Source organism: Snodgrassella sp. ESL0324, assembly GCF_013344955.1.
Taxonomy (GTDB): domain Bacteria; phylum Pseudomonadota; class Gammaproteobacteria; order Burkholderiales; family Neisseriaceae; genus Snodgrassella; species Snodgrassella alvi.
On record NZ_JAAEDS010000012.1, the window covers coordinates 77,348 to 97,727 of the forward strand.

At 38.6% G+C, this 20,380-nt stretch carries 20 protein-coding genes and 1 tRNA gene; 1 reads left to right on the forward strand and 20 read right to left on the reverse strand.

Features of this window, described 5'->3' with window-relative positions; genetic code table 11:
• Positions 1–91: 91 nt before the first annotated feature.
• From polA to GYY70_RS02545, 7 genes are all read right to left on the reverse strand, one after another.
• Positions 92–2,887 carry a DNA polymerase I gene (polA, locus tag GYY70_RS02520; RefSeq protein WP_174831195.1) on the reverse strand — a complete coding sequence of 932 codons (2,796 nt, stop codon included), beginning with the start codon at positions 2,885–2,887 and terminating at the stop codon, positions 92–94.
• 489 nt (positions 2,888–3,376) lie between these two features.
• Positions 3,377–3,499 carry a T6SS amidase immunity protein Tai4 family protein gene (locus tag GYY70_RS12305; RefSeq protein WP_370521151.1) on the reverse strand — a complete coding sequence of 41 codons (123 nt, stop codon included), beginning with the start codon at positions 3,497–3,499 and terminating at the stop codon, positions 3,377–3,379.
• Positions 3,489–3,884 (reverse strand): type VI secretion system amidase immunity protein Tai4, encoded by a 396-nt coding sequence (locus GYY70_RS02525; protein ID WP_202984436.1) that lies wholly within the window; start codon positions 3,882–3,884, stop codon positions 3,489–3,491. Before GYY70_RS02525 ends, GYY70_RS12305 begins: the two co-directional genes overlap by 11 nt.
• Positions 3,885–4,020: 136 nt before the next feature.
• Positions 4,021–4,494 carry a T6SS amidase immunity protein Tai4 family protein gene (locus tag GYY70_RS02530; protein ID WP_084563617.1) on the reverse strand — a complete coding sequence of 158 codons (474 nt, stop codon included), beginning with the start codon at positions 4,492–4,494 and terminating at the stop codon, positions 4,021–4,023.
• A complete protein-coding gene (locus tag GYY70_RS02535) occupies positions 4,491–5,072 on the reverse strand; it encodes a type VI secretion system amidase effector protein Tae4 (protein WP_174831196.1) in 582 nt (193 codons plus the stop codon). The genes GYY70_RS02530 and GYY70_RS02535 overlap by 4 nt, the downstream gene beginning before the upstream one ends.
• 126 nt (positions 5,073–5,198) lie before the next feature.
• Positions 5,199–5,729 carry an inorganic diphosphatase gene (locus tag GYY70_RS02540; RefSeq protein WP_174831197.1) on the reverse strand — a complete coding sequence of 177 codons (531 nt, stop codon included), beginning with the start codon at positions 5,727–5,729 and terminating at the stop codon, positions 5,199–5,201.
• A gap of 169 nt (positions 5,730–5,898) precedes the next feature.
• Positions 5,899–6,894 (reverse strand): SHOCT domain-containing protein, encoded by a 996-nt coding sequence (locus GYY70_RS02545; protein WP_174831198.1) that lies wholly within the window; start codon positions 6,892–6,894, stop codon positions 5,899–5,901.
• 208 nt (positions 6,895–7,102) lie between these two features.
• Here GYY70_RS02545 and GYY70_RS02550 point away from each other — a divergent pair, with 208 nt between their 5' ends.
• Positions 7,103–7,756, forward strand: coding sequence for a LexA family transcriptional regulator (locus tag GYY70_RS02550; protein ID WP_174831199.1), 654 nt, complete (start codon positions 7,103–7,105; stop codon positions 7,754–7,756).
• 287 nt (positions 7,757–8,043) lie between these two features.
• On the opposite strand, the gene GYY70_RS02555 is transcribed toward GYY70_RS02550, so the two are convergent.
• The 13 genes from GYY70_RS02555 to gatA all read right to left on the reverse strand — a co-directional run bounded on the left by GYY70_RS02555 (position 8,044) and on the right by gatA (position 20,353).
• A tRNA-Lys gene (locus GYY70_RS02555) sits at positions 8,044–8,119 on the reverse strand.
• Positions 8,120–8,236: 117 nt separating this feature from the next.
• Positions 8,237–9,529 (reverse strand): serine--tRNA ligase, encoded by a 1,293-nt coding sequence (serS, locus tag GYY70_RS02560; protein WP_174831200.1) that lies wholly within the window; start codon positions 9,527–9,529, stop codon positions 8,237–8,239.
• A gap of 109 nt (positions 9,530–9,638) precedes the next feature.
• A complete protein-coding gene (gene trpD, locus GYY70_RS02565; protein ID WP_084565646.1) occupies positions 9,639–10,682 on the reverse strand; it encodes an anthranilate phosphoribosyltransferase in 1,044 nt (347 codons plus the stop codon).
• Between the two features lie 42 nt (positions 10,683–10,724).
• Positions 10,725–11,297, reverse strand: coding sequence for an aminodeoxychorismate/anthranilate synthase component II (locus GYY70_RS02570; RefSeq protein ID WP_041880188.1), 573 nt, complete (start codon positions 11,295–11,297; stop codon positions 10,725–10,727).
• A 60-nt stretch (positions 11,298–11,357) separates the two neighbouring features.
• Complete coding sequence (locus GYY70_RS02575) at positions 11,358–12,995, reverse strand: phospholipase D family protein (RefSeq protein WP_174831201.1); 1,638 nt, start codon at positions 12,993–12,995, stop codon at positions 11,358–11,360.
• A gap of 59 nt (positions 12,996–13,054) precedes the next feature.
• Positions 13,055–14,533: a 4-hydroxy-3-polyprenylbenzoate decarboxylase gene (gene ubiD, locus GYY70_RS02580; protein ID WP_174831202.1), complete on the reverse strand. Its 1,479-nt coding sequence runs from the start codon at positions 14,531–14,533 to the stop codon at positions 13,055–13,057.
• An 18-nt stretch (positions 14,534–14,551) separates the two neighbouring features.
• Positions 14,552–15,127, reverse strand: a complete 576-nt coding sequence (gene pth / locus GYY70_RS02585) for an aminoacyl-tRNA hydrolase (RefSeq protein WP_084548456.1) — start codon at positions 15,125–15,127, stop codon at positions 14,552–14,554.
• 46 nt (positions 15,128–15,173) lie between these two features.
• A complete protein-coding gene (locus GYY70_RS02590; protein WP_306181055.1) occupies positions 15,174–15,458 on the reverse strand; it encodes an RnfH family protein in 285 nt (94 codons plus the stop codon).
• Positions 15,448–15,882 carry a type II toxin-antitoxin system RatA family toxin gene (locus GYY70_RS02595; RefSeq protein ID WP_037393303.1) on the reverse strand — a complete coding sequence of 145 codons (435 nt, stop codon included), beginning with the start codon at positions 15,880–15,882 and terminating at the stop codon, positions 15,448–15,450. The genes GYY70_RS02590 and GYY70_RS02595 overlap by 11 nt, the downstream gene beginning before the upstream one ends.
• A gap of 44 nt (positions 15,883–15,926) precedes the next feature.
• Positions 15,927–16,910 carry a DNA polymerase III subunit delta gene (holA, locus tag GYY70_RS02600; RefSeq protein WP_174831203.1) on the reverse strand — a complete coding sequence of 328 codons (984 nt, stop codon included), beginning with the start codon at positions 16,908–16,910 and terminating at the stop codon, positions 15,927–15,929.
• Positions 16,907–17,392: an LPS assembly lipoprotein LptE gene (gene lptE / locus GYY70_RS02605; RefSeq protein WP_037474449.1), complete on the reverse strand. Its 486-nt coding sequence runs from the start codon at positions 17,390–17,392 to the stop codon at positions 16,907–16,909. Before lptE ends, holA begins: the two co-directional genes overlap by 4 nt.
• Positions 17,393–17,410: 18 nt before the next feature.
• Positions 17,411–18,853 (reverse strand): Asp-tRNA(Asn)/Glu-tRNA(Gln) amidotransferase subunit GatB, encoded by a 1,443-nt coding sequence (gene gatB / locus GYY70_RS02610; protein ID WP_255454275.1) that lies wholly within the window; start codon positions 18,851–18,853, stop codon positions 17,411–17,413.
• 15 nt (positions 18,854–18,868) lie between these two features.
• On the reverse strand, positions 18,869–20,353 hold the full coding sequence (gatA, locus tag GYY70_RS02615) for an Asp-tRNA(Asn)/Glu-tRNA(Gln) amidotransferase subunit GatA (protein WP_238791792.1): 1,485 nt from the start codon (positions 20,351–20,353) through the stop codon (positions 18,869–18,871).
• Between the last annotated feature and the right edge of the window lie 27 nt (positions 20,354–20,380).

Genomic DNA, 20,380 nt, shown 5'->3' on the forward strand with positions numbered 1-20,380 from the left:
TAGTTTTTATTGTTAATTTTTAAAAAGGTAGCCTGATAAATTTCAGACTACCTTTTATTATTAATTCAGGTATTTCAAACAGAGTATTCAATTAATGAGCTTCATCCCAGTTATGCCCGTATCCGACATCAGCAATTAATGGAACTTTTAATTTAGCCACATTTGCCATTAATTGAGGCAAATGTGTTTGTACAGATGACAACTCATATTCAGGTACCTGTAATACCAGCTCATCATGTACCTGCATAATCAATTTGGTTTGCATTTTTTCCTGATCAAGCCATTTATATACAGCAATCATGGCTCGTTTAATTAAATCAGATGCCGTCCCTTGCATCGGAGCATTTATCGCAGCTCTGAATGCTCCGGCGCGTTCGTTAGCATTTGTGCTTTTTAAACCAGGCAGATAAAGACGACGTCCGAATAAGGTTTCTACATACCCATGCTGTAATGCTTGTTCTTTAGTTTTTTCCATATATTCGTGTACACCCGGATATCTGTTAAAGTAACGTGATATAAAGTGTTGCGCAGCCTGCAATTCAATTCCTAATGATTTGGCCAGGCCATATTCACTCATACCATAGATTAAACCAAAGTTAATGGTTTTAGCATAACGGCGTTGTTCTGAGGTTATTTGTTCCTGATTTGTCGCAAAAATTTCTGCTGCGGTACGCTTATGAATGTCCTCATCATGCTGAAAGGCATCAATTAAGGTAGAATCATTAGAAAGATGAGCCATAATCCTTAGCTCAATCTGAGAGTAATCCGCAGAAACAATAAACTGGTCGGGTGGGGCGATAAAACTTTTACGAATACGCCGTCCTTCTTCAGTACGTACCGGAATATTCTGTAAATTTGGATTATTACTGGCCAGACGACCTGTAATAGCGACAGCCTGAGCATAGGTAGTATGTACACGACCGGTATTCGGATTAATTAGTTGCGGTAATTTATCTGTATAAGTGGATTTTAATTTAGCCAGACTACGTGTTTGTAAAATAAGCTTGGGTAGGGGATAATCTGCTGCAAGCTTTTCCAGCACGGTTTCATTGGTAGAAATACCTCCGGATGAAGTTTTTTTCAGGCCGGAAGTAGGAATTCCCATTTTTTCAAACAGAATAGACTGAAGCTGTTTGGGTGAGTTTAAATTAAAAGGCTGTCCTGCCAGTTGATATGCCTGTTCTTCGAGTCGAACCAATTCAGTACCAAGTTCATGGCTTTGCTGAGCCAGTTCCTGACGATCTATTAGCACTCCGCTGCGCTCCATATTATAAAGTATGTTCTCTACAGGGATTTCGAGATTACGATACAACTCAAGTTGCGCTGTATCCATCTGTTTTCTTAGTAAAATTTCAAGGCGAAAACAAACATCCGCATCTTCTGCTGCGTAATTAACGGCATCTTCAAGTCCGACATCAGCAAAACTGATTTGTTTTGCTCCTTTGCCACATAAATCTTCATAATGAATAGTTTGCCAGTTCAGATGACGAAGTGCCAATTCATCAAGACTATGGCCTAAATGGCTTTCAATTATATAAGAAGCCAGCATTGAGTCACCGGTAATTCCCTGTAAATTAATCTTATAGTTAGCCAGAACATGTTGATCATATTTAATATTTTGACCAATTTTTTCGGGTATATCTGCTTCCAGATAAGGTTTCAGTGTAGCAAGCACAGTTTCAATAGGTAATTGCTCACTAATTACTGCCGGGCTGTGTCCGACAGGTATATAAAATGCTATTCCTGGCTCTAGAGCGATACTGATACCGACAAGATGCGCATTCATCGCATCCAGGCTATCTGTTTCTGTATCCAGAGCAATAACTTTAGCGTTGTCTAATTGTTGTTGTAATTTATTTAATTGTTCAATTGTGGTAATAGCTGAATAGTTTTTGGGTATATTTCGGATTTGTTCAGTTTCTGCTGTATTTTCTATAATTTTAGTATCAGTATTATCATCATCGGTTTCAATATCACTAAACAGCTCATTAGCAGGCTGAGAAGTTTCATTCGTATTCTCGTGACAATGATTTTGTGCTTCTTTTAACCAGCTTTTGAAACCAAGTTGCTTGAATTGTGAAATTAATTCTGTCCAATTTGGAGTTTTTCGCTGTAAATCTTCAATTCCGTGCGGTAACTCATGACGTAAATCTACATCAGTTTTGATAGTAATTAATTGATAGGACAGGGGTAATTTTGATGATGTAATTCTGAGATTTTCACCAACTTTACCTTTAATTTCATTAGCATGTTCAATAATATTTTGTAATGAACCATATTCCTGCAGCCATTTTACCGCAGTTTTAGGACCACATTTTTCCACACCGGGTACATTATCGACTTTATCACCAATCAGACTAAGATAGTCTATTATCTGGTGTGGTTTTACGCCAAATTTATTAATTACACCTTCTATATCAAGTTTTTCATTGTTCATGGTATTAACAAGCGTAATTTGGCTGTTAACCAGCTGAGCCATGTCTTTATCACCAGTAGAAATAATAACCTGATAACCGTCTTGTTCTGCTGAATGAGCTAAAGTACCAATTACATCATCTGCCTCAACACCTTTGACAGATAAGACCGGCCAGCCCATTAATTTCACTAATTCTGGTAACGCTTCAGCTTGTGGTCTAAGTTCTTCTGGCATAGGCGGACGATTAGCTTTATATTCAGGATAAAGCTGATGGCGAAAATTTTCGCCTTTAGCATCAAATATACAACAAGCATAATCATGTGGTGTATCTAAGCGCAAACGCCGTAACATATTTAGTACGCCATATAAAGCCCCTGTTGGCATACCTGTTGGACTGGTTAATGGCGCAAGAGCATGAAATGCTCGATATAAATAAGATGAACCGTCTACCAGTAATAGTTTTTTTTGCATAATTATTCCAGAAATATCAATTCTTACTTACACATTCATTATTAGAAGCAAGAAACAGATGTTAGATATAAAGCCTCAATAAATTTGTATTTTACGATAAAAATATCATCAGTAATTTAAAACTATGATTGAATTAGCCAAGTATTATTGAACGAAGCTTTAAACAGATTTAATTTCGCATAATATATATTATGTTAAATTTTATTATTGCATAAGGAAATCAAATTTTACACCTTTTACTTGTGCCTCCACTATTGGATTAAAATAATTACGTGATAAATATGCCTTGGTATATCTGATGCATCACATATTAAAGTTGAAAATAATAAACAACAGCTATACAAAATTTTTAATTTCGCTTTTACCATTTTAATCCCCATTATTCAAATCAGATATTTTTTATTCAAATATTCTATATATCAAATTTAATATCATATCCTTAACTTGCTTTTCTTTTTCGCTGTAATCAGAAAATTAAATTTTTATTTTTTACTTTAGCTTAAGCCAATTATTTTTTACCTTGTCTTGTGGATGTGAAATCATTTTTCTTGCAAGAGCATCAAGCTCTTTACTGTGATAAAGGTCTAAACATTTCAAAAAATCAAATTTGATACCTTTTACCTCTTACCTCTGCTTCGGCCAGCGGGTTAAAATAATTACGCGAAAGATATGTATTAACTATTTTTATTACAGCTCTTGGACTTTTCTCAAGATCAAAATACGTCCATTCGAATAATGCACTTTCACTACTTCCTGCATCTCTAGCTGCATTCTCATCATCTTTATAAGCTTTGGCTACACAATGAGCTAAAACCATATCCTTATAGTTTTCTATAAAGGTACGATTTACACCTTCGGGAGTCATAGAATTAGAGTTAAGATTAGATGCATTACAGATTAATGGAAATAATAATATGCAACCACATAATATTTGTAATTTAAGCATTTTCATTTTAATCCCCTTATTTAAATCAGATATTTTTGTTTTTTTATTCAAATAGTTTAATACATCATTTAATATCCTTGACTAGCTTTTCTTTGTGGATAAGAGATAACTTTTCTGGCAAGTTTATCAAGCTCTTTACTAGGATAAAGATTTAAATATTTAAAAATCTAATATCTTTATTTAATTTTTATTTCTTTCTATTTAAGTCCCTATAATAATTACGACTTGAACTTTTGTAAGTTTCATTTGGATCATAAACTATTTCTTTTGCTAATCTCTTCAAATCCTTACTATGATAAAGATCAAGACACTTTAAATAATCATATTTTACTTCTTTGTCAAATTCAGCATATGGATTAAAATAATCACGTGAGAGATACTTATCTATTAAATTGTGCACAGCCTTAGTTTCGTTTAAATCGAAGTATGCCCAATCAATTAATGCACTCGCACTACTACCGGCATCGCTTGACGCTGATTTGTCACCACGATATGCCTTAGCTATACAACGTCCTAAAACTATATCTTTAAAATTTTGTAAGTTTGTACGTTTATATGCTTCAGGTGACACGGCATTTACATGAAGTTCTGATGCAGTACATATTAAGGGCGATAATAATAAACAGTAACTATATAAAATTATTAACTTAAATTTACTCATCGTAACTCCCAAAAATGTGCTTTAGAAGTTTTGTATCCTTGAGAACAAAAATAACAATGATCGTAACATGATGCTGCCGTACGCGTTCCATCAATTAATTGTGCTCCTTTAATTAAGGTAGCATGACCAGTAGCATCTGAAAAATCAGTCTCAAATATAATTAAGCCTTTTTTTCCTTCTACATCTTTTTCAGTAGGACGTTCTATTTTCATATCAGGTTTACCCCATTCATTTGTTAAAAAATTAATTAAATCTTTCACTCGATAATAAAACCAGAACTTTTTCTCATTAATAAAACCAGATACTGTTTGATCTTCTACATACTTTATTTTTAGACCACCTCTATTCAAAATATAACTCATACGAATAGCACAAGTATTTTTGAAGTCCCCAGAATTAATATTCGCAGCAACCATACCACCAATCTTTTCAGCTACCATTTTTAGTAGTGTTTCTATATCCCAGTTTGGGTTATAAATTTCACTAGAGTATTTTATGGCATCTTTGAAATGCGGACGTACGCCTTGCTGTGTTCCATTTACATTTTGGTGTCTGTTAACTTGTCGCAGTTTACCCACAGTAATCCCCTTCAAAGAATTTAAGTTTTTGAGTTTGAAAATTTGCTGCGATATCTGAATATACCAAACTTCAAATGTCGCAGCAATCTAACATATTATGGTTACATAAATTATTGTATGTTTAAATTAATTTTGTTTCCAGCGTTGCTGAGACTCACGAATAACACTTTTTGCTTCTTCTATATCTCCCCAATTTGTTACTTGGGTTGTGCCGGCCTTTTTTAAATCTTTATAATGGTTGAAATGAAACTCAATTTGTTTTATTAATTGTGCCGGTAGGTCGGCCAGTGTTTGAATTGCATTACCATTATTGCGATCGTCGGCCGGTACAACTACAATTTTGTCATCCACTTCACCATCATCAACAAATTTCATTACACCAATAATTCTGGCTTCCAGATAAATACCGGTAGTTAATGGCTGATCGGTAATGATTAATGCATCCAGTTCATCACCATCTTCATCCAGCGTTTGCGGTATAAACCCATAGTTGGTTGGTTTAGCAAAAATACCAGGTTCAACGCGATCGAGTTTCATGGTAGCCAGTTTTCTGTCCCATTCTATTTTATGGTTTGATCCGGCCGGAATTTCAACTACTACATTAATAATACCGCCGTCTACATTACCAGCATCCAGAATCTGATTAAAATCTGCCATAATTAAATGTCCTGCTTTAAAGTTTAAGTAGGCGTATTGTAAACAATGGCTTTTTGTTTGCCCATATTTTATTTAAATTTTACCGGGTAAAAAACAATTCATAGCTATTCGTATTCGAAAGTTTTTACTAAAAGGCAAACTATGATTAAGTTTGCCTTTTGGATTAAAACTAGATTTTATAGCCGTTCAGTTCTTTAATTTTGCTTTCAGATTTTTTAATGACACAATTATCATAATTTATTTGAGTTTCAGTAAGATTCTGGGCTGTTGGTCTGGAAAGGCAATATTGGTTTACCTCATCAGACCACTGTTCAAATGTCTGATTCAGGTTCTGTTGTATATCTTCCGGAATTGTTGACCAGGTTAAATTCACTCTTTTTAATGCGTCAGTTGCCATTTTATCCATTTGAGCAGTTTTTTCCTGTTTAATATCAGCCAGAGAAGATGCCTGTTCATCAAGTAAACTTTGTGCCCGGCTATTTAACATCATGGTTTCGCAATACTGATTAGCTACCTGTTGTGCTAATGGTGTACTGTAACCTGATAAAGAACAATTAGCTGCTAATGCGGTGCTATCCCAATCTTTCTGTTCTTGCTGCACTGTTGCTTTGAAATCAGGATCAAGACCGGCCCATACAGAGCGTAAATTAGCTACTGCATTAGCACGCTCTTGCTGAAATTTAATCAATAGTTTATTAAGTTCTTCTGGCGTTTTTTTATTTAGATTCAAACCTGTTTCATCTGTGTCTGCTTCCGAGGTTGTATCACTGGGTTGCTGGGCATTCACTGTGATAACACTACTGGCCATACTGGCTGAAAGAGTACTCTGGTCATTAACAGGGGAGGTATTTGCTCTATTGCTGAAGAAAATAAAAAACATTGCTACAAGTATGATTATTCCAATCATGATAATTAAAATAATCTTGACACTGTTACTATGAGATTGCTGATTTTGAATCTGAGCAGGCTGTTCTATAAATACTGGGATTGATTCATCCTGAGATTCTACAGATTCTGGGAAGGATGTATTGGTATTTATAGGCTGTTGCTCTTTGTTTGATAAGAGTAAAGCTTTTTGTGCTTCATACTCTTCTTTAGTAATCGCTCCTTTTTCAAGCAAATCAAATAATGCTTCCAATTCTTCAGTTATTGAAGATTTATCCATACCCTAACCCTTTAATGCAGACTGTTAATATATAAAGGTTATAACATAAATTAAAGATTTATTTATAGCAAATTTTTATTTGTTTCTGGTATCCGGGTTTTAGTTTTACGATGATTTCTATCAAAAATAATATTATAACCAAACTATTTAAAGGTATTTAAATACTAATTTAATCAGTACAATAGTGCCTTTATTTTAAGGTAATAATATGAATGGCTTAAATGAACGCTTAAAAAAAGCGCGGTTAGAAAAAGGAATAAGTCAAAAGGAATTAGCAACCAGAATTGGCAGATCCCAGTCGGCAATTGCAGCCCTTGAATCAGGACGCAATAAAGAAAGTACAAGTATTGCAACAATTGCACAGGTACTTGGTGTCGACCCTGTATGGTTGGAAACTGGTAATGGACAAATGAAAAATGCTTATAAATCAGATGAAATGATTTATGAGAATCAAGCACGAAATGGATTTATTCAATTTAAGAAGATTGATTTATTCGCAGACTATGAAAACGAAATAAGATTGGTTGAAATTTCAGAAGAATGGGTCAGGAAAAACATAGGTAATGATTTTAAAAATACTTTTATAATTACTGCTCCAGATGATTCTATGTATCCAACTTTTTCTAATGGGGATTTGTTATTTGTAAATATTGCAATTAAATGTCATCGTGGCGATGGTGTATATCTGATTGCTACACCGAAGAGTCTGCTTGTTAAGCGTATACAAGCAACGATTTGCGGTGATTTAAAAATAATAAGTGATAACAAAAATTATGCTCAAGAAATCATTTCACCTGCAAAGCTGAAATCTATACATATTTATGGCAAGATTGAAGCTGCTTTTGCATTCAAAACTATGTAATTGAACTTTGTTAACCAAAAGGTTTGATTTAAGGTATAAATAGGCAAGCTAGCTCATGCAGAATAAAGTCTCGTTATATGAGCTAAAAGCAATGGTAAGATTGCAATCACTGGAAATGGTGCAGAAGTAAGCTTATCTGGATATTGATCATTTGCACGCACATGTAGCTAAGATTGGCAGCATCATGCAAATTGCATTACAAAAAAACGACAAAAATAGATACTCAATGGACTATTTATTAACACCTAAACAGCCATAGAATCTATTGAATATAATAAGTTAATTTGTGGTGGGTCGTCAGGGGATCGAACCCTGGACAAATGGATTAAGAGTCCACTGCTCTACCAACTGAGCTAACGACCCAATAGGATTGCTGATTATACGCGTCTTTACACTGAAGGGCAATATTTAATACGGTGGTGTATAAATATTGCCCTTAGTAAAATTTTGATAAATTGAGATTCAATAAATCGTTGATATTTATGCGCGTAATACGCTTAATCCGCCCAGATAAGGTTGTAAAGCCACTGGAATATTAATGCTTCCATCCTCATTCTGGTGATTTTCCAGTAATGCAACCAAAGCTCTGCCAACTGCCAGGCCTGAACCATTTAATGTATGTACCAGCTGATTTTTGCCGTCATTATCTTTAAATCTTGCTTGCATACGCCGTGCCTGGAAATCTTCGCAGTTTGAGCAGCTGGAAATTTCCCGATAAGTGTTTTGTGCAGGTACCCATACCTCCAAATCATAGGTTTTAGCGGCACTAAATCCCATATCACCTGTACAGAGAACAATTACCCGATATGGTAATTCCAAAAGCTGAAGAATTTTTTCGGCGTGACCAACCATTTCTTCCAGAGCAGCATAAGAATTTTCCGGTCGCTGAATCTGCACCATTTCTACTTTGTCAAACTGATGCTGCCGAATCAGCCCGCGAGTATCTTTACCGTAGGAACCGGCCTCAGAACGGAAACATGGTGAGTGTGCGGTGAGTTTTTTAGGTAATTCATCTTTGCTTAGAATACGTTCACGCACGGTATTAGTCAGGGTAATTTCTGCGGTTGATATCAGATATTGTTCCTGTGTATTTTCTTCGCCTCCGCAGCTTACTTTATACATATCTTCAGCAAATTTAGGTAATTGTCCGGTACCTAACAGAATTTCAGGATTAACAATATAAGGGGTGTAATGTTCTGTATAACCATGCTGCTGAGTATGGGTATCAAGCATAAATTGTGCCAGTGCACGATGCAGGCGAGCTATCGGACCCCGCATTAATGAAAATCTTGCTCCGGATAGCTCTGAGCCGGTTTTGAAATCTAAGCCTAACGGTTCACCTAAATCAACATGATCCTTAATTTCAAAATTAAATTGTCTTGGCGTACCGAATCGGCGGATTTCGATGTTGTCATTCTCATCTTTGCCCACAGGAACGTCACTATGCGGTAGATTCGGAATTGTCAGGATCAAATTATTAATTTGATTTTGTATGGTTTGGTAGTCCTGATCAACCTTTTCCAGTTCGGTCTTGATTTGGGCAACTTCAGCCATTGTCTGGTTAGCTTCATCATGTTTGCCCTGACCTTTTAGTGCACCAATCTGCTTGGAAAGATTATTGCGTTTAGACTGCAACTCTTCTGTGCGTATTTGTAATTGTTTACGCTGTTGTTCCAGTCGGGTGAAAGTTTCGGTATCCAGATTAAAACCACGAGTCTGTAATTTTTCCGCAATACTGTTGATATCCTGACGGAGTAATTGAATGTCTAGCATAATAATATAGTGTGTTTAGTGACAGATTATAGCCATTATTGTAAACGATTCATTGCTAAAATGAATGCATACAAATTTTATTTAGCTTATAAGCCGGGTTTATTTAATGTTAGCTATTTGACAGGTTAGCCAATTGTTGTGTTTTTTGGATAAATTCTGTTTGTTTCGCTTTTGCCTTACCAGAATCTATGGCGGTAATGGCTAAATCAACACCCTCTTCTAATGAAGAAGTTATGTCTGCCGCATAGATTGCAGCAGCTGCATTGAGCACGACTATATCACGGCAAGGTCCTTTTTCTCCGTTTAATACGCTATTCATGATATGCAGCGATTCTTCACTATTGGCCACTTTTAAAGGTTTTAAGTCTTCAATTACCGGCATGTCAAACTGAGCCGGATGGATATCGTATTCCATGATAGTGCCATTTTTTAATTCAGCTATGCGGGTTGTGCCGGTAAGTGTAATTTCATCCAGTCCGTCACTGCCATGTACAACTAAAACATGTTTGCTGCCAAGCTGTTTCAGCACACGAGATAAAATCCCGACCAGATCAATATGGAATACCCCTAAAACCTGGTTGGATGCTGTTGCCGGATTGGTTAATGGCCCTAGTATATTAAAGACGGTACGTACGCCTAATGCCCGACGTACGGGAGCTACATAACGCATGCTGTTATGATGATTTGGTGCATACATAAATCCGACACCAAGCTGATCGATACATTCTCCTACTTGTTCAGGAGCTAATTCGAGTGCAGCACCCATGGCTTCAATGATGTCAGCAGAGCCGCTTGAAGAAGATACGGAACGTCCTCCATGTTTGGCCACTTTTGCTCCGGCTGCTGCAACTACAAACATGCTGGTTGTAGATATGTTGAATGTATGTGCATTATCTCCACCCGTCCCAACGATATCGACTAAATGTTCTCGCTGCTGTACAGGTACTTTTGTTGAAAATTCGCGCATAACAGTTGCCGCAGCTGCGATTTCCGATACGCTTTCTACTTTAATACGTAATCCGATTAAAATAGCAGCTATGACTTCAGGCGCCACTTCTCCGTTCATTATCTGGCGCATTAAATCTGTCATTTCATCATAGAATAATTCATTGTTGTCCAGTAAACGATTAAGTGCCTGTTGCGGCGTTATCATGATAATTCTTTCTAAAATATAACTATTTTTAAAATTTTTACTTTATTGGTTATGCTGTTGCAGAAAATTGTGCAACATTGCATAACCATTTTCGGTAAGCAATCCTTCAGGATGAAACTGAACACCTTCGACAGGCAGAGTTTTATGTCTGATACCCATAATTTCGTTGTCATCAGTCCAGGCGGTTATTTCGAGACAATCGGGTAAAGTTTCTTTTTCTATAACCAGACTATGGTATCGGGTACAATTTACCGGATTAGGCAGGTTATTGAAAAGAGAGTTATTGTGATGGTAAACAGGTGAAATTTTACCATGCATAACTTTTTTGGCACGTACTATATTTCCGCCAAAAGCATAAGCTATACTCTGATGTCCCAGACAAATACCCAGTATCGGTATTGTGAGCGCAAAATGTTTAATGGTATCAACAGAAATACCAGCTTCTCTGGGTGTGCATGGACCCGGACCGATGACAATTTTATCCGGAGCCAGTCTGCTGATATCTTGCAGTGTAATTTCATCATTATGCTTAACAATTACGTTTTCGCCCAGTTCGCCAAGGTATTGCACTATGTTAAAGGTAAAGCTATCGTAATTATCTATAAACAAAAGCATTGGCAATACCTCTTAAAAGAAATATCAAGTTGTGAACAAATGAGAGATGGCTAAAACTGGTTAAAGTAAGCTTTCCAGTGGGAGTAAGGAGAGCATTTTTACCCAGATACGCTGCCAAAAAGTAGTATCCGGTTCATGATGATAAACCTTTGTTTGATTTTTGTCGTTGGTTTCCGTCCACTCCAGTTTGCCTTGTGGTGATAGTTTTACCTGATAAGTAACATCCGGCAATGCTTCATTAATTGCCTGATTCATAAATTGTGCCATTTCAGGAGACTGTATAACGACACCCATTTCTGTGTTAAGCCGTGCCGAACGAGGATCAAAATTTAATGAACCGATATAAAGCTGCTGTCCGTCGATGGTAAAAGTTTTAGCATGCAAGCTTGATTCGGAATTACCTGTAAAAGCACGGTCACGTGGTCCTTTTAAAAAGCCCTGATTTTTGAGTTCATAAATTTCTACTCCTTCTTTTAACAGCGGTATTCTATAGTGAGAATAACCAGAATGTACTGCTGCCACATCGGTTGCTGCTAAGGAGTTTGTGAGAATACGTATCTTAACACCCTCTTCCCGTAATTTTTGCAGATACTCAAGGCCTGTCTGTGTGGGTACAAAATACGGAGTGATAACCAGTAAATCTTTTTGTGGTTCAACAACGGATGCAGCGAGTGCGTTCAGAGTTAAACTGGCTTTTTGATATTTAATTACCGGTGGTTGTTCTGTATCAGGTTCAATTAAAAGATTATTATCAGACTGGGTGGCTTCTACTTTTCTCCTGTTTTTGGGCAGAGCTTTATCAGGATTGTCACTTACTAATATCAGGTGTGCCCATTGATAATCCAGTGATCCGTCTAATAATCGGTTGGCAAAATTGTCACGATTATAGGCATTATCATAACTATTGGCACGTAGATGATTGAAACTGCGATGTTTAAATATAGGCATACTTGCCTGTAATTTAATATGGCGGGGGTGAACTATACCGTTTAAGGGATATGACGAAGCGCTGTTCCAGTAGCGGTCAAAATTGTTTGAAACCTGATTAACAATAGGTCCTATGGCAAGAATATCTAAATCTACAAAAAGTGTGCCTTTACCCATATCAAAATATTCATCACCAATATTCCGTCCGCCTAGAATAGTGGCCTGATTATCAGCTGTGATAGATTTATTATGCATACGCCGGTTCAGGCGGGCAAAATCTGTCATGTAGCTTAAAGCGCGCCAGTGCCGGTGCATAAAAGGGTTAAATAATCTGATTTCGATGTTGGGTTCTTGATTAAGTGCTTTTAATATATTATCAAGGCCAACAGTATTATTGTCATCAAGCAGTAAGCGAACATGTACACCGCGCTGAGCAGCTAAAACTAATTCATGAAAAAGTAGCTGACCGGACGTATCGTTACGCCAGATATAGTACTGTACATCCAGACTGTGTTCTGCGGCGCGAACCAGAGCTATCCGTGCGGCGAATGCTTCATGTCCGTCATCAAGCGGATAAAGACCGGATAAACCTTCATGTTCGGATACAAGTGAAGCATTTGCATAGGCAAGAGAAGATGGGGTGTCGGCAGTAATATGTGTTTCTATATTACGTCCCTGTTGAGAAGGCAGGCTTTGGCAGGCCGCCAGAATAGAGACCAGACCCAGTTTCAGGCACCATGTACAGATACGATTTATATATTTACTTCCCATGTTTATGCCGTATATATTGTTAAACTTCTATCTGTAAAATTCATAGTGACTGAAAATAGCTATAAACCTAAATCTTGCCATATGGCGTCAACTTTAGCTATAGTTTCAGGATCCTTATGTATTACTTTACCCCATTCACGGTTTGTCTCTCCGGGCCATTTATTGGTTGCATCCAGACCCATTTTCCCGCCAAGTCCGCTAATCGGGCTGGCAAAATCCAGATAATCAATCGGTGTATGATCGATTAGTGTTGTATCCCGCACCGGATCCATACGTGTGGTAATTGCCCAGATAACTTCTTTCCAGTCTCTTATATTAATGTCATTATCTACTACAATAATATATTTAGTATACATAAACTGACGCAGATAGCTCCAGCAACCCATCATTACTCTTTTGGCATGTCCGGCATATTGTTTCTTTATGCTGACAACGGCCATGCGATATGAACAACCTTCCGGAGGCAGATAGAAATCTATAATTTCTGGAAATTGTTTTTGTAATAACGGGATAAACACTTCATTCAGTGCGACTCCCAAAATTGCCGGTTCATCAGGCGGTTTACCGGTATAAGTGCTGTGATAAATAGCATTTTCGCGCATGGTAATGCGTTCTACGGTAAATACCGGGAAATTATCCTGTTCATTATAATAACCGGTATGGTCTCCATAAGGACCTTCCAGTGCAGTCTCGTCCGGATAAATAACTCCTTCAAGAACGATTTCTGCCCGGGCAGGAACATGCAAATCATTTCCGATACATTTAACCAGCTCAGTACGCGATCCTCTTAATAAGCCGGCAAATTGATATTCACTGAGACTGTCTGGTACCGGTGTGACTGCTCCGAGGATGGTAGCAGGATCACAACCCAGTATAACTGATACAGGATAAGGTTTGTTTGGATATTTTTGTTTAAAAGCCTGAAAATCCAGAGCACCGCCACGATGAGCAAGCCAGCGCATGATTAGTTTGTTTTTTTTCAGTAGTTGCTGTCGGTAAATGCCTAGATTCTGGCGTTTTTTTTCTGGCCCGCGTGTAACTGTTAAGCCCCAGGTAATTAGCGGAGCTGCATCTTCCGGCCAGCATTTTTGAATTGGCAATTGTGTTAAATCTACTTTATCACCTTCTAGAATAATTTCCTGACAAGGTGCTTTTTTGACGATATGCGGAGCCATGCTCCATAAATCTTTGAGTAAAGGTAATTTGGAAAGGGCATCTTTGAATCCTTTAGGAGGATCCGGCTCTTTCAGGTAAGCCAGTGTTTTACCTATTTCCCGTAATTGACTGGTATCGTCTGCCCCCATTCCCATGGCAACACGTTCCGGAGTACCAAAAAGATTAGCCAGAACAGGAAACTGGTATGTTATTCCTGTCTGATTTATAGTATTTTCAAATAATAATGCCGGTCCCTGTTTTTGCAATACACGATCAGCAATTTCTGTTATTTCTAAATGTGGAGAAACTGATGTCTGAATCCGCTTTAATAATTGCTGCTGCTCAAGAACAGCAATGAATTCCCGCAAGTCACGATATTTCATAACATGATCTTTCAAATTTTACTTGCTGTGTAATTGTTGCTGCGCCCTGCCGAATTCTCCTTCTAACAGCAGGGGTATAGCATTCAGAGATTTGTGTAAGGCTTCGTCTATCAAAACTTTTTCTTCAGCCAATGGTTTATGCAATACATAATGAACAACAAGATTACGATCACCCGGATGACCAATACCTAGTCGTAGCCGGTAAAAGTCTGCGGTGCCCAGCCAGGCCTGTATATCTTTTAGTCCGTTATGACCGCCATTTCCTCCACCTTTTTTAAACCTGATCTGGCCGCAGGGAATATCCAGCTCATCATGAATTACCAATATTTCCTCAGGTGATATTTTGAAGAATTTGGCTATAGATTGCACGGATGTGCCTGATTTGTTCATGTATGTGGAAGGTTTAAGCAACCAGATTTCATTTTCGGGTAAGTTAACTTTTGCTACTTGTCCAAAAAATTTTTTTTCTTCTTTTAGGCTGATTTTCCATAACCTGGCAAGTTCATCAACGAAATCAAAACCTATATTATGCCGTGTATGTTCATATTCTGTGCCCGGATTGCCCAAGCCAACTATTAGCCTGATATGAGACATGTATATTCCTCGGAAATTACAAACTGTTTAAAAGTTAACTGAAAAACTATTCTTTTTGCTTTGCACGCCGTCGACGGTTTTCTTTCGGATCAATCAGTAACGGTCGGTAAACTTCAATTCGATCCCAATTGGATAATATATAATCATCATTAACTTTTTTACCGAATATACCAATGGGTGCTGCATAGAAATCAGTTTGTGGAAATTTTTCTGGTAAATCTGACTGTAATAATACCTGACGTGCACTGCTTCCTGCCGGAACTTTTCCCTGCCAGAGATGCTGATAATCAGTGGTGGCATATACTGCTTCAACAATAATTTCAGTCATCATAGCGTCTGTCTGCTTCCTTAATAAAAGCATCAACCAATGTTGTAGCGATAATGTTAAAGACTGGGCCTATTAGTGCTGAAAGTACTGCATTGGAGAATTCATATTCCAGACGAAAATCGATTTTACAGCCCAGATCATCGATAGGAGTAAATTGCCAGGTGCCTTCCAGTTTGCGAAAAGGACCATTAAGCAAACTCATCTGGATTTTATTTGGTCTTTGATTAATGTTTCTGGTAGCAAATGACTGACGTATTTTCATATAGTCCATGTACAATACAGCTTCCAGAGATTGTTCATCCCGTTTGAGAATATCCGTACGATTACACCAGGGTAAAAACTTAGGATAATCTTCAACTGTGTTGACCAGATCAAATATGTGTTCGGCACTATGTAGTACTAAAACGCTTTTTTCAACTGTTTTCATCATTATTGGATCAATAGTTTAACGGTGAGTTACCAGAATAATGTTCAGATGGTCAGAGACAGAAAAAGATGTTTGATTTCTGCCCATGCATTACCTTCTTCTGCACCTTTAATTTGTCGGTCGATAAACGCACATATCTGTAAAGCTTCAAGAAGACGTCTAATGCCGATACGTTTGGCAGCCTGTGGTGCTAAAGTCTGTTTTTCACCCCATAAACGCAGGCTTTGGCGCATTTCACTGATTGATTTACCTTGCTTTAATGCTGCAAGTAAGCGTATGAGAGTGCGAATATCCTCACTGATAACCCATAATAATAGTACCGGTTCATTTCCCTCCGAAGCAAGACCTTCCAGTAAACGTAATACGCGTTCTGAGTTTCCGCTCATCCATGCTGCTGACAATTGAAAGATATCAAAGCGTGCTACGTTGGCTACTGCTGTCTGTGCGTCATCCAGAGTAACGGTATGTCCGGCCGGATGAATTAGAGCCTGTTTATCGATTTCCTGCTTTGCGGCTAAAAGATTGCCTTCTACTTTTTCTGCAAACAGGGCAAGTGCATCATTATCGATATTCAGATTCTGAGCCGCCAACCGATTTTTTATCCACTGAGGTAATGCATTTTGATTAATTGATTTTGCCTCAAATATCTGAGCATTTTTTGCCCAGCTTGAAAACCATTTACTCTGTGTTTGTAATCGTTCCAGTTTAGGAAGTATTAAAAGCAGGCAGGTATTTTCCGGCAATTGTTCAGCCAATTGTTGTAATACTGCGGCTCCTTCTTTGCCGGGTTTACCAGAGGGAATATGAATTTCCAGTAATTTTTTATCAGCAAATAATCCAACGGAATGAACTGAGGACATAAGTGATGCCCAGTCGAATCCGGTTTCTATATTGATCACTTCGCGCTCATTATATTGCTGACTGCGTGCAGCTGAACGGATAGCATCTAAAGCCTCTATTCGCAATAATTCTTCTTCACCGTGAATCAGATATGCTGCAGACAGAGGCTGGACTGATAAATTACTCATTCGTTAGTTGTTACAGGCAGAAAAGCCAGGCGACGTACAATTTGTTCTGCAGCATCGGTACGCATATCATGCCAAATCATACGTTGTTCATCTTCTTTGGCCAGTACCTCATGATCAGAATAATCCATATAACGGTGTACTGTGACTTGTATCGGATCGCCTAGTGGCTGATCATTATGATAGGCTTGTACATTCACTTTCAGTGTGAGCAGATATTCACTGGCTCCGCCAGATAAATCTACTGCTGATGTAGAAGAATCCTGTGTCGCTGAAATGACTTTTACCACTACATCCGGATATTCATTATCTACGATAACATCAGGCTGCCGCCGCAATACGACTTCCAGAGCCCGCTGCATACTACCACCTTCAATTTTCCAGCTATGGTATGGCATGGGTGTGTCGAATCCGGAAGTTCCTTTCAGATGGAATCCGCAGCCTGTTAATACAAACAGAGTAGCCAATAGCAGCCATTTTTTCATGTTTGAACCTTATCTTGCTTATGCCAGTTTGCTATGCAGTAAAGACTGAACTTGCTGAGGGTTGGCTTTACCGCGAGAAGCCTTCATTACCTGCCCTACGAGAGCATTAAATGCTTTTTCCTTGCCGGATTTGAATTCTTCTACAGATTTCTGATTATTAGCGAGTACTTCATCAATAATTTTCTCAAGGGCACCTGTATCCGTCATCTGTTTCAAACCATCACGTTCGATAATGGCATCAGCAGTAAGATCACTGTTCCACATGGTTTCAAATACCTGTTTAGCCAGTTTATTGCTTAAGGTATTATCCGCAATTCTATTTGTTAAACCGGCAAGACGTTCAGCACTAATCGGGCTTTCAGAAATATCTATTCCCGCTTTATTCAGAGCAGCTGCAAGTTCTCCAAGCATCCAGTTGGCAACCAGTTTACCGTGACCATGAAGTTTTGCGGCCTGTTCAAACCAGTTTGCCTGTATATGATTGCTAGTTAATAATCTTGCATCATAATCAGAAATACCATATTGATCGATAAAACGACCGGACATCTCTTTAGGTAGTTCAGGCATACCCGCTTTGGCTGCATCCAGCATGGCATCAGTAATGATCACTGGCAATAAATCTGGGTCTGGAAAATAACGGTAATCATGAGCATCTTCTTTACTGCGCATGGCGCGAGTTTCACCCTTGTTCGGATCAAACAAACGTGTTTGCTGAATGACTTTACCGCCGTCTTCAATTAATTCAATTTGTCGTTCCACTTCATAATTAATGGCTTGTTCCAGAAAGCGGAATGAGTTCAGATTTTTAATTTCACAACGGGTGCCAAACTCAGTCTGTCCTTTCGGACGTACTGAAACATTGGCATCAATACGGAAAGAACCTTCTGCCATATTACCGTCACATATGCCTAACCAGGTTACCAGGCTATGCATTGTTTTAGCATAAGCAACAGCATCTGCTGCTGAACGCATTTCCGGTTCTGACACGACTTCCAGCAATGGAGTACCAGCCCGGTTTAAATCTATTCCGGTATAGTGTTCAAATTCATCATGGATAGATTTACCGGCGTCTTCTTCCATATGAGCTCTGGTAACGTTAATGGTTTTAACTTCATTACCAACCACGATTTCAAGTTTTCCGTGCTCAACTATCGGCAAATCAAGCTGACTAATCTGATAACCTTTAGGTAAGTCCGGATAAAAGTAGTTTTTCCGGTCAAAAACATTTTTCCGGTTAATATTCGCACCTAAAGCCAATCCAAGTTTAATGGCCTTGTTCACCACATCACGATTCATTACTGGTAAGGCACCAGGCAGTGCGCAATCCACAACATTGGCCTGAGCATTGGGTGCTGCGCCAAATGCAGTAGATGATCCACTAAAAATTTTGGAACGCGTGTTTAACTGAACGTGGATTTCCAGACCGATTACTGTTTCCCAATTCATTCTGTCTTCTTTCAATTCGTATACTGGCAATTATTGTACAAATGGAGTTCTGGTATGCCAGTCACTATGTTGCTGAATCTGGTGTGCAATACCTAGCAGACGGCTTTCTGTGAAATAATTACCGATAAGCTGAGCACCTACGGGTAATCCGCTTGTGGTAAATCCTGCCGGCAGAGAAATACCCGGCAAACCGGCAAGATTTAAAGAAACGGTGTAAATATCTGAAAGATACATTTCAACAGGATCACTATTATGGCTTTCTAATAATGGTGCTGCAGTAGGCGCAACCGGAGCCAGAATAATATCGCACTGTTTTAACGCTGCCTGGAAATCGTTTGCAACCATTCTGCGTAATTTTTGTGCTTTCAGGTAGTAAGCATCATAGTAACCGTGAGATAAAACATAAGTGCCTATCATAATGCGGCGTTTTACTTCAGACCCGAAACCTTCGGCACGGGTATTACTGTACATTTCGTCCAGATTACCGAATTCAGCAGCACGATGTCCATAACGAACACCGTCGTAGCGTGACAGGTTTGTACTGGCTTCAGCTGAAGCCAGTACATAATAGGCAGGAATGGATAGTTCTGTATGTGGTAAAGTAATATCTACAATTTCCGCACCCAGTTTTTTGAGTACTTCTATAACACTATCAATTGATGCATGTACTTGTGCGTCAAGACCTTCGCCAAAAAATTCGCGCGGCAGACCTACTTTTAAACCTTGTAATGATTGATTTAAATCGCGGGTATAGTCCTCTTTATTTCGCTCAATACTGGTAGAGTCCCGCTCATCAAAACTCGCCATACTATTCATTAACAAGGCGCAATCTTCTGCTGTCTGAGCCATTGGTCCGGCCTGATCAAAACTGGAAGCATAAGCAACCATACCGAAACGGCTAACTACACCGTAGGTGGGTTTCAGACCAGTAATACCACAGTGTGAGGCAGGCTGACGAATGGAGCCGCCAGTATCTGAACCCAGCGCAACCGGTGCTAGCCGCGCAGCCACGGCTGCTGCTGAACCACCTGAGGAACCACCCGGAACATGATTAAGCTGCCAGGGATTGTGAGTTATACCATAGTAGGAAGACTCAGTTGTTGAACCCATGGCAAATTCATCCATATTGGTTCTGCCTAGGGTTACCATACCTGCATCAAGCAAATTCTGAACTACTGTTGCTGTATAAGGTGCAGTAAAAGTATCCAGCATTTTGCTGGAACAGGCACTGCGCCATCCCTGCTGGCAGAATATATCTTTGTAGGCTATGGGTACACCAGTTAATACATTTGCTGAACCCTGCGCCAAACGTGCATCAGCAGCCTTAGCTTCAGCAATAGTGCGTTCTTTATCCAGTGTGATATAGGCATTAAGACTGGCATTTTCACTTTCAATTGCAGCCAGATACTCCTGCGCCAATTCGACAGCTGAAGCCTGTTTTGATTGCAGTAAGTCACTGCACTGTTTTAATGTATAATTTTTTGGCATAGTGGTTATATAACTTTCAGGTAACATTGTCTGTAGTTACCTGCAATAAATTTA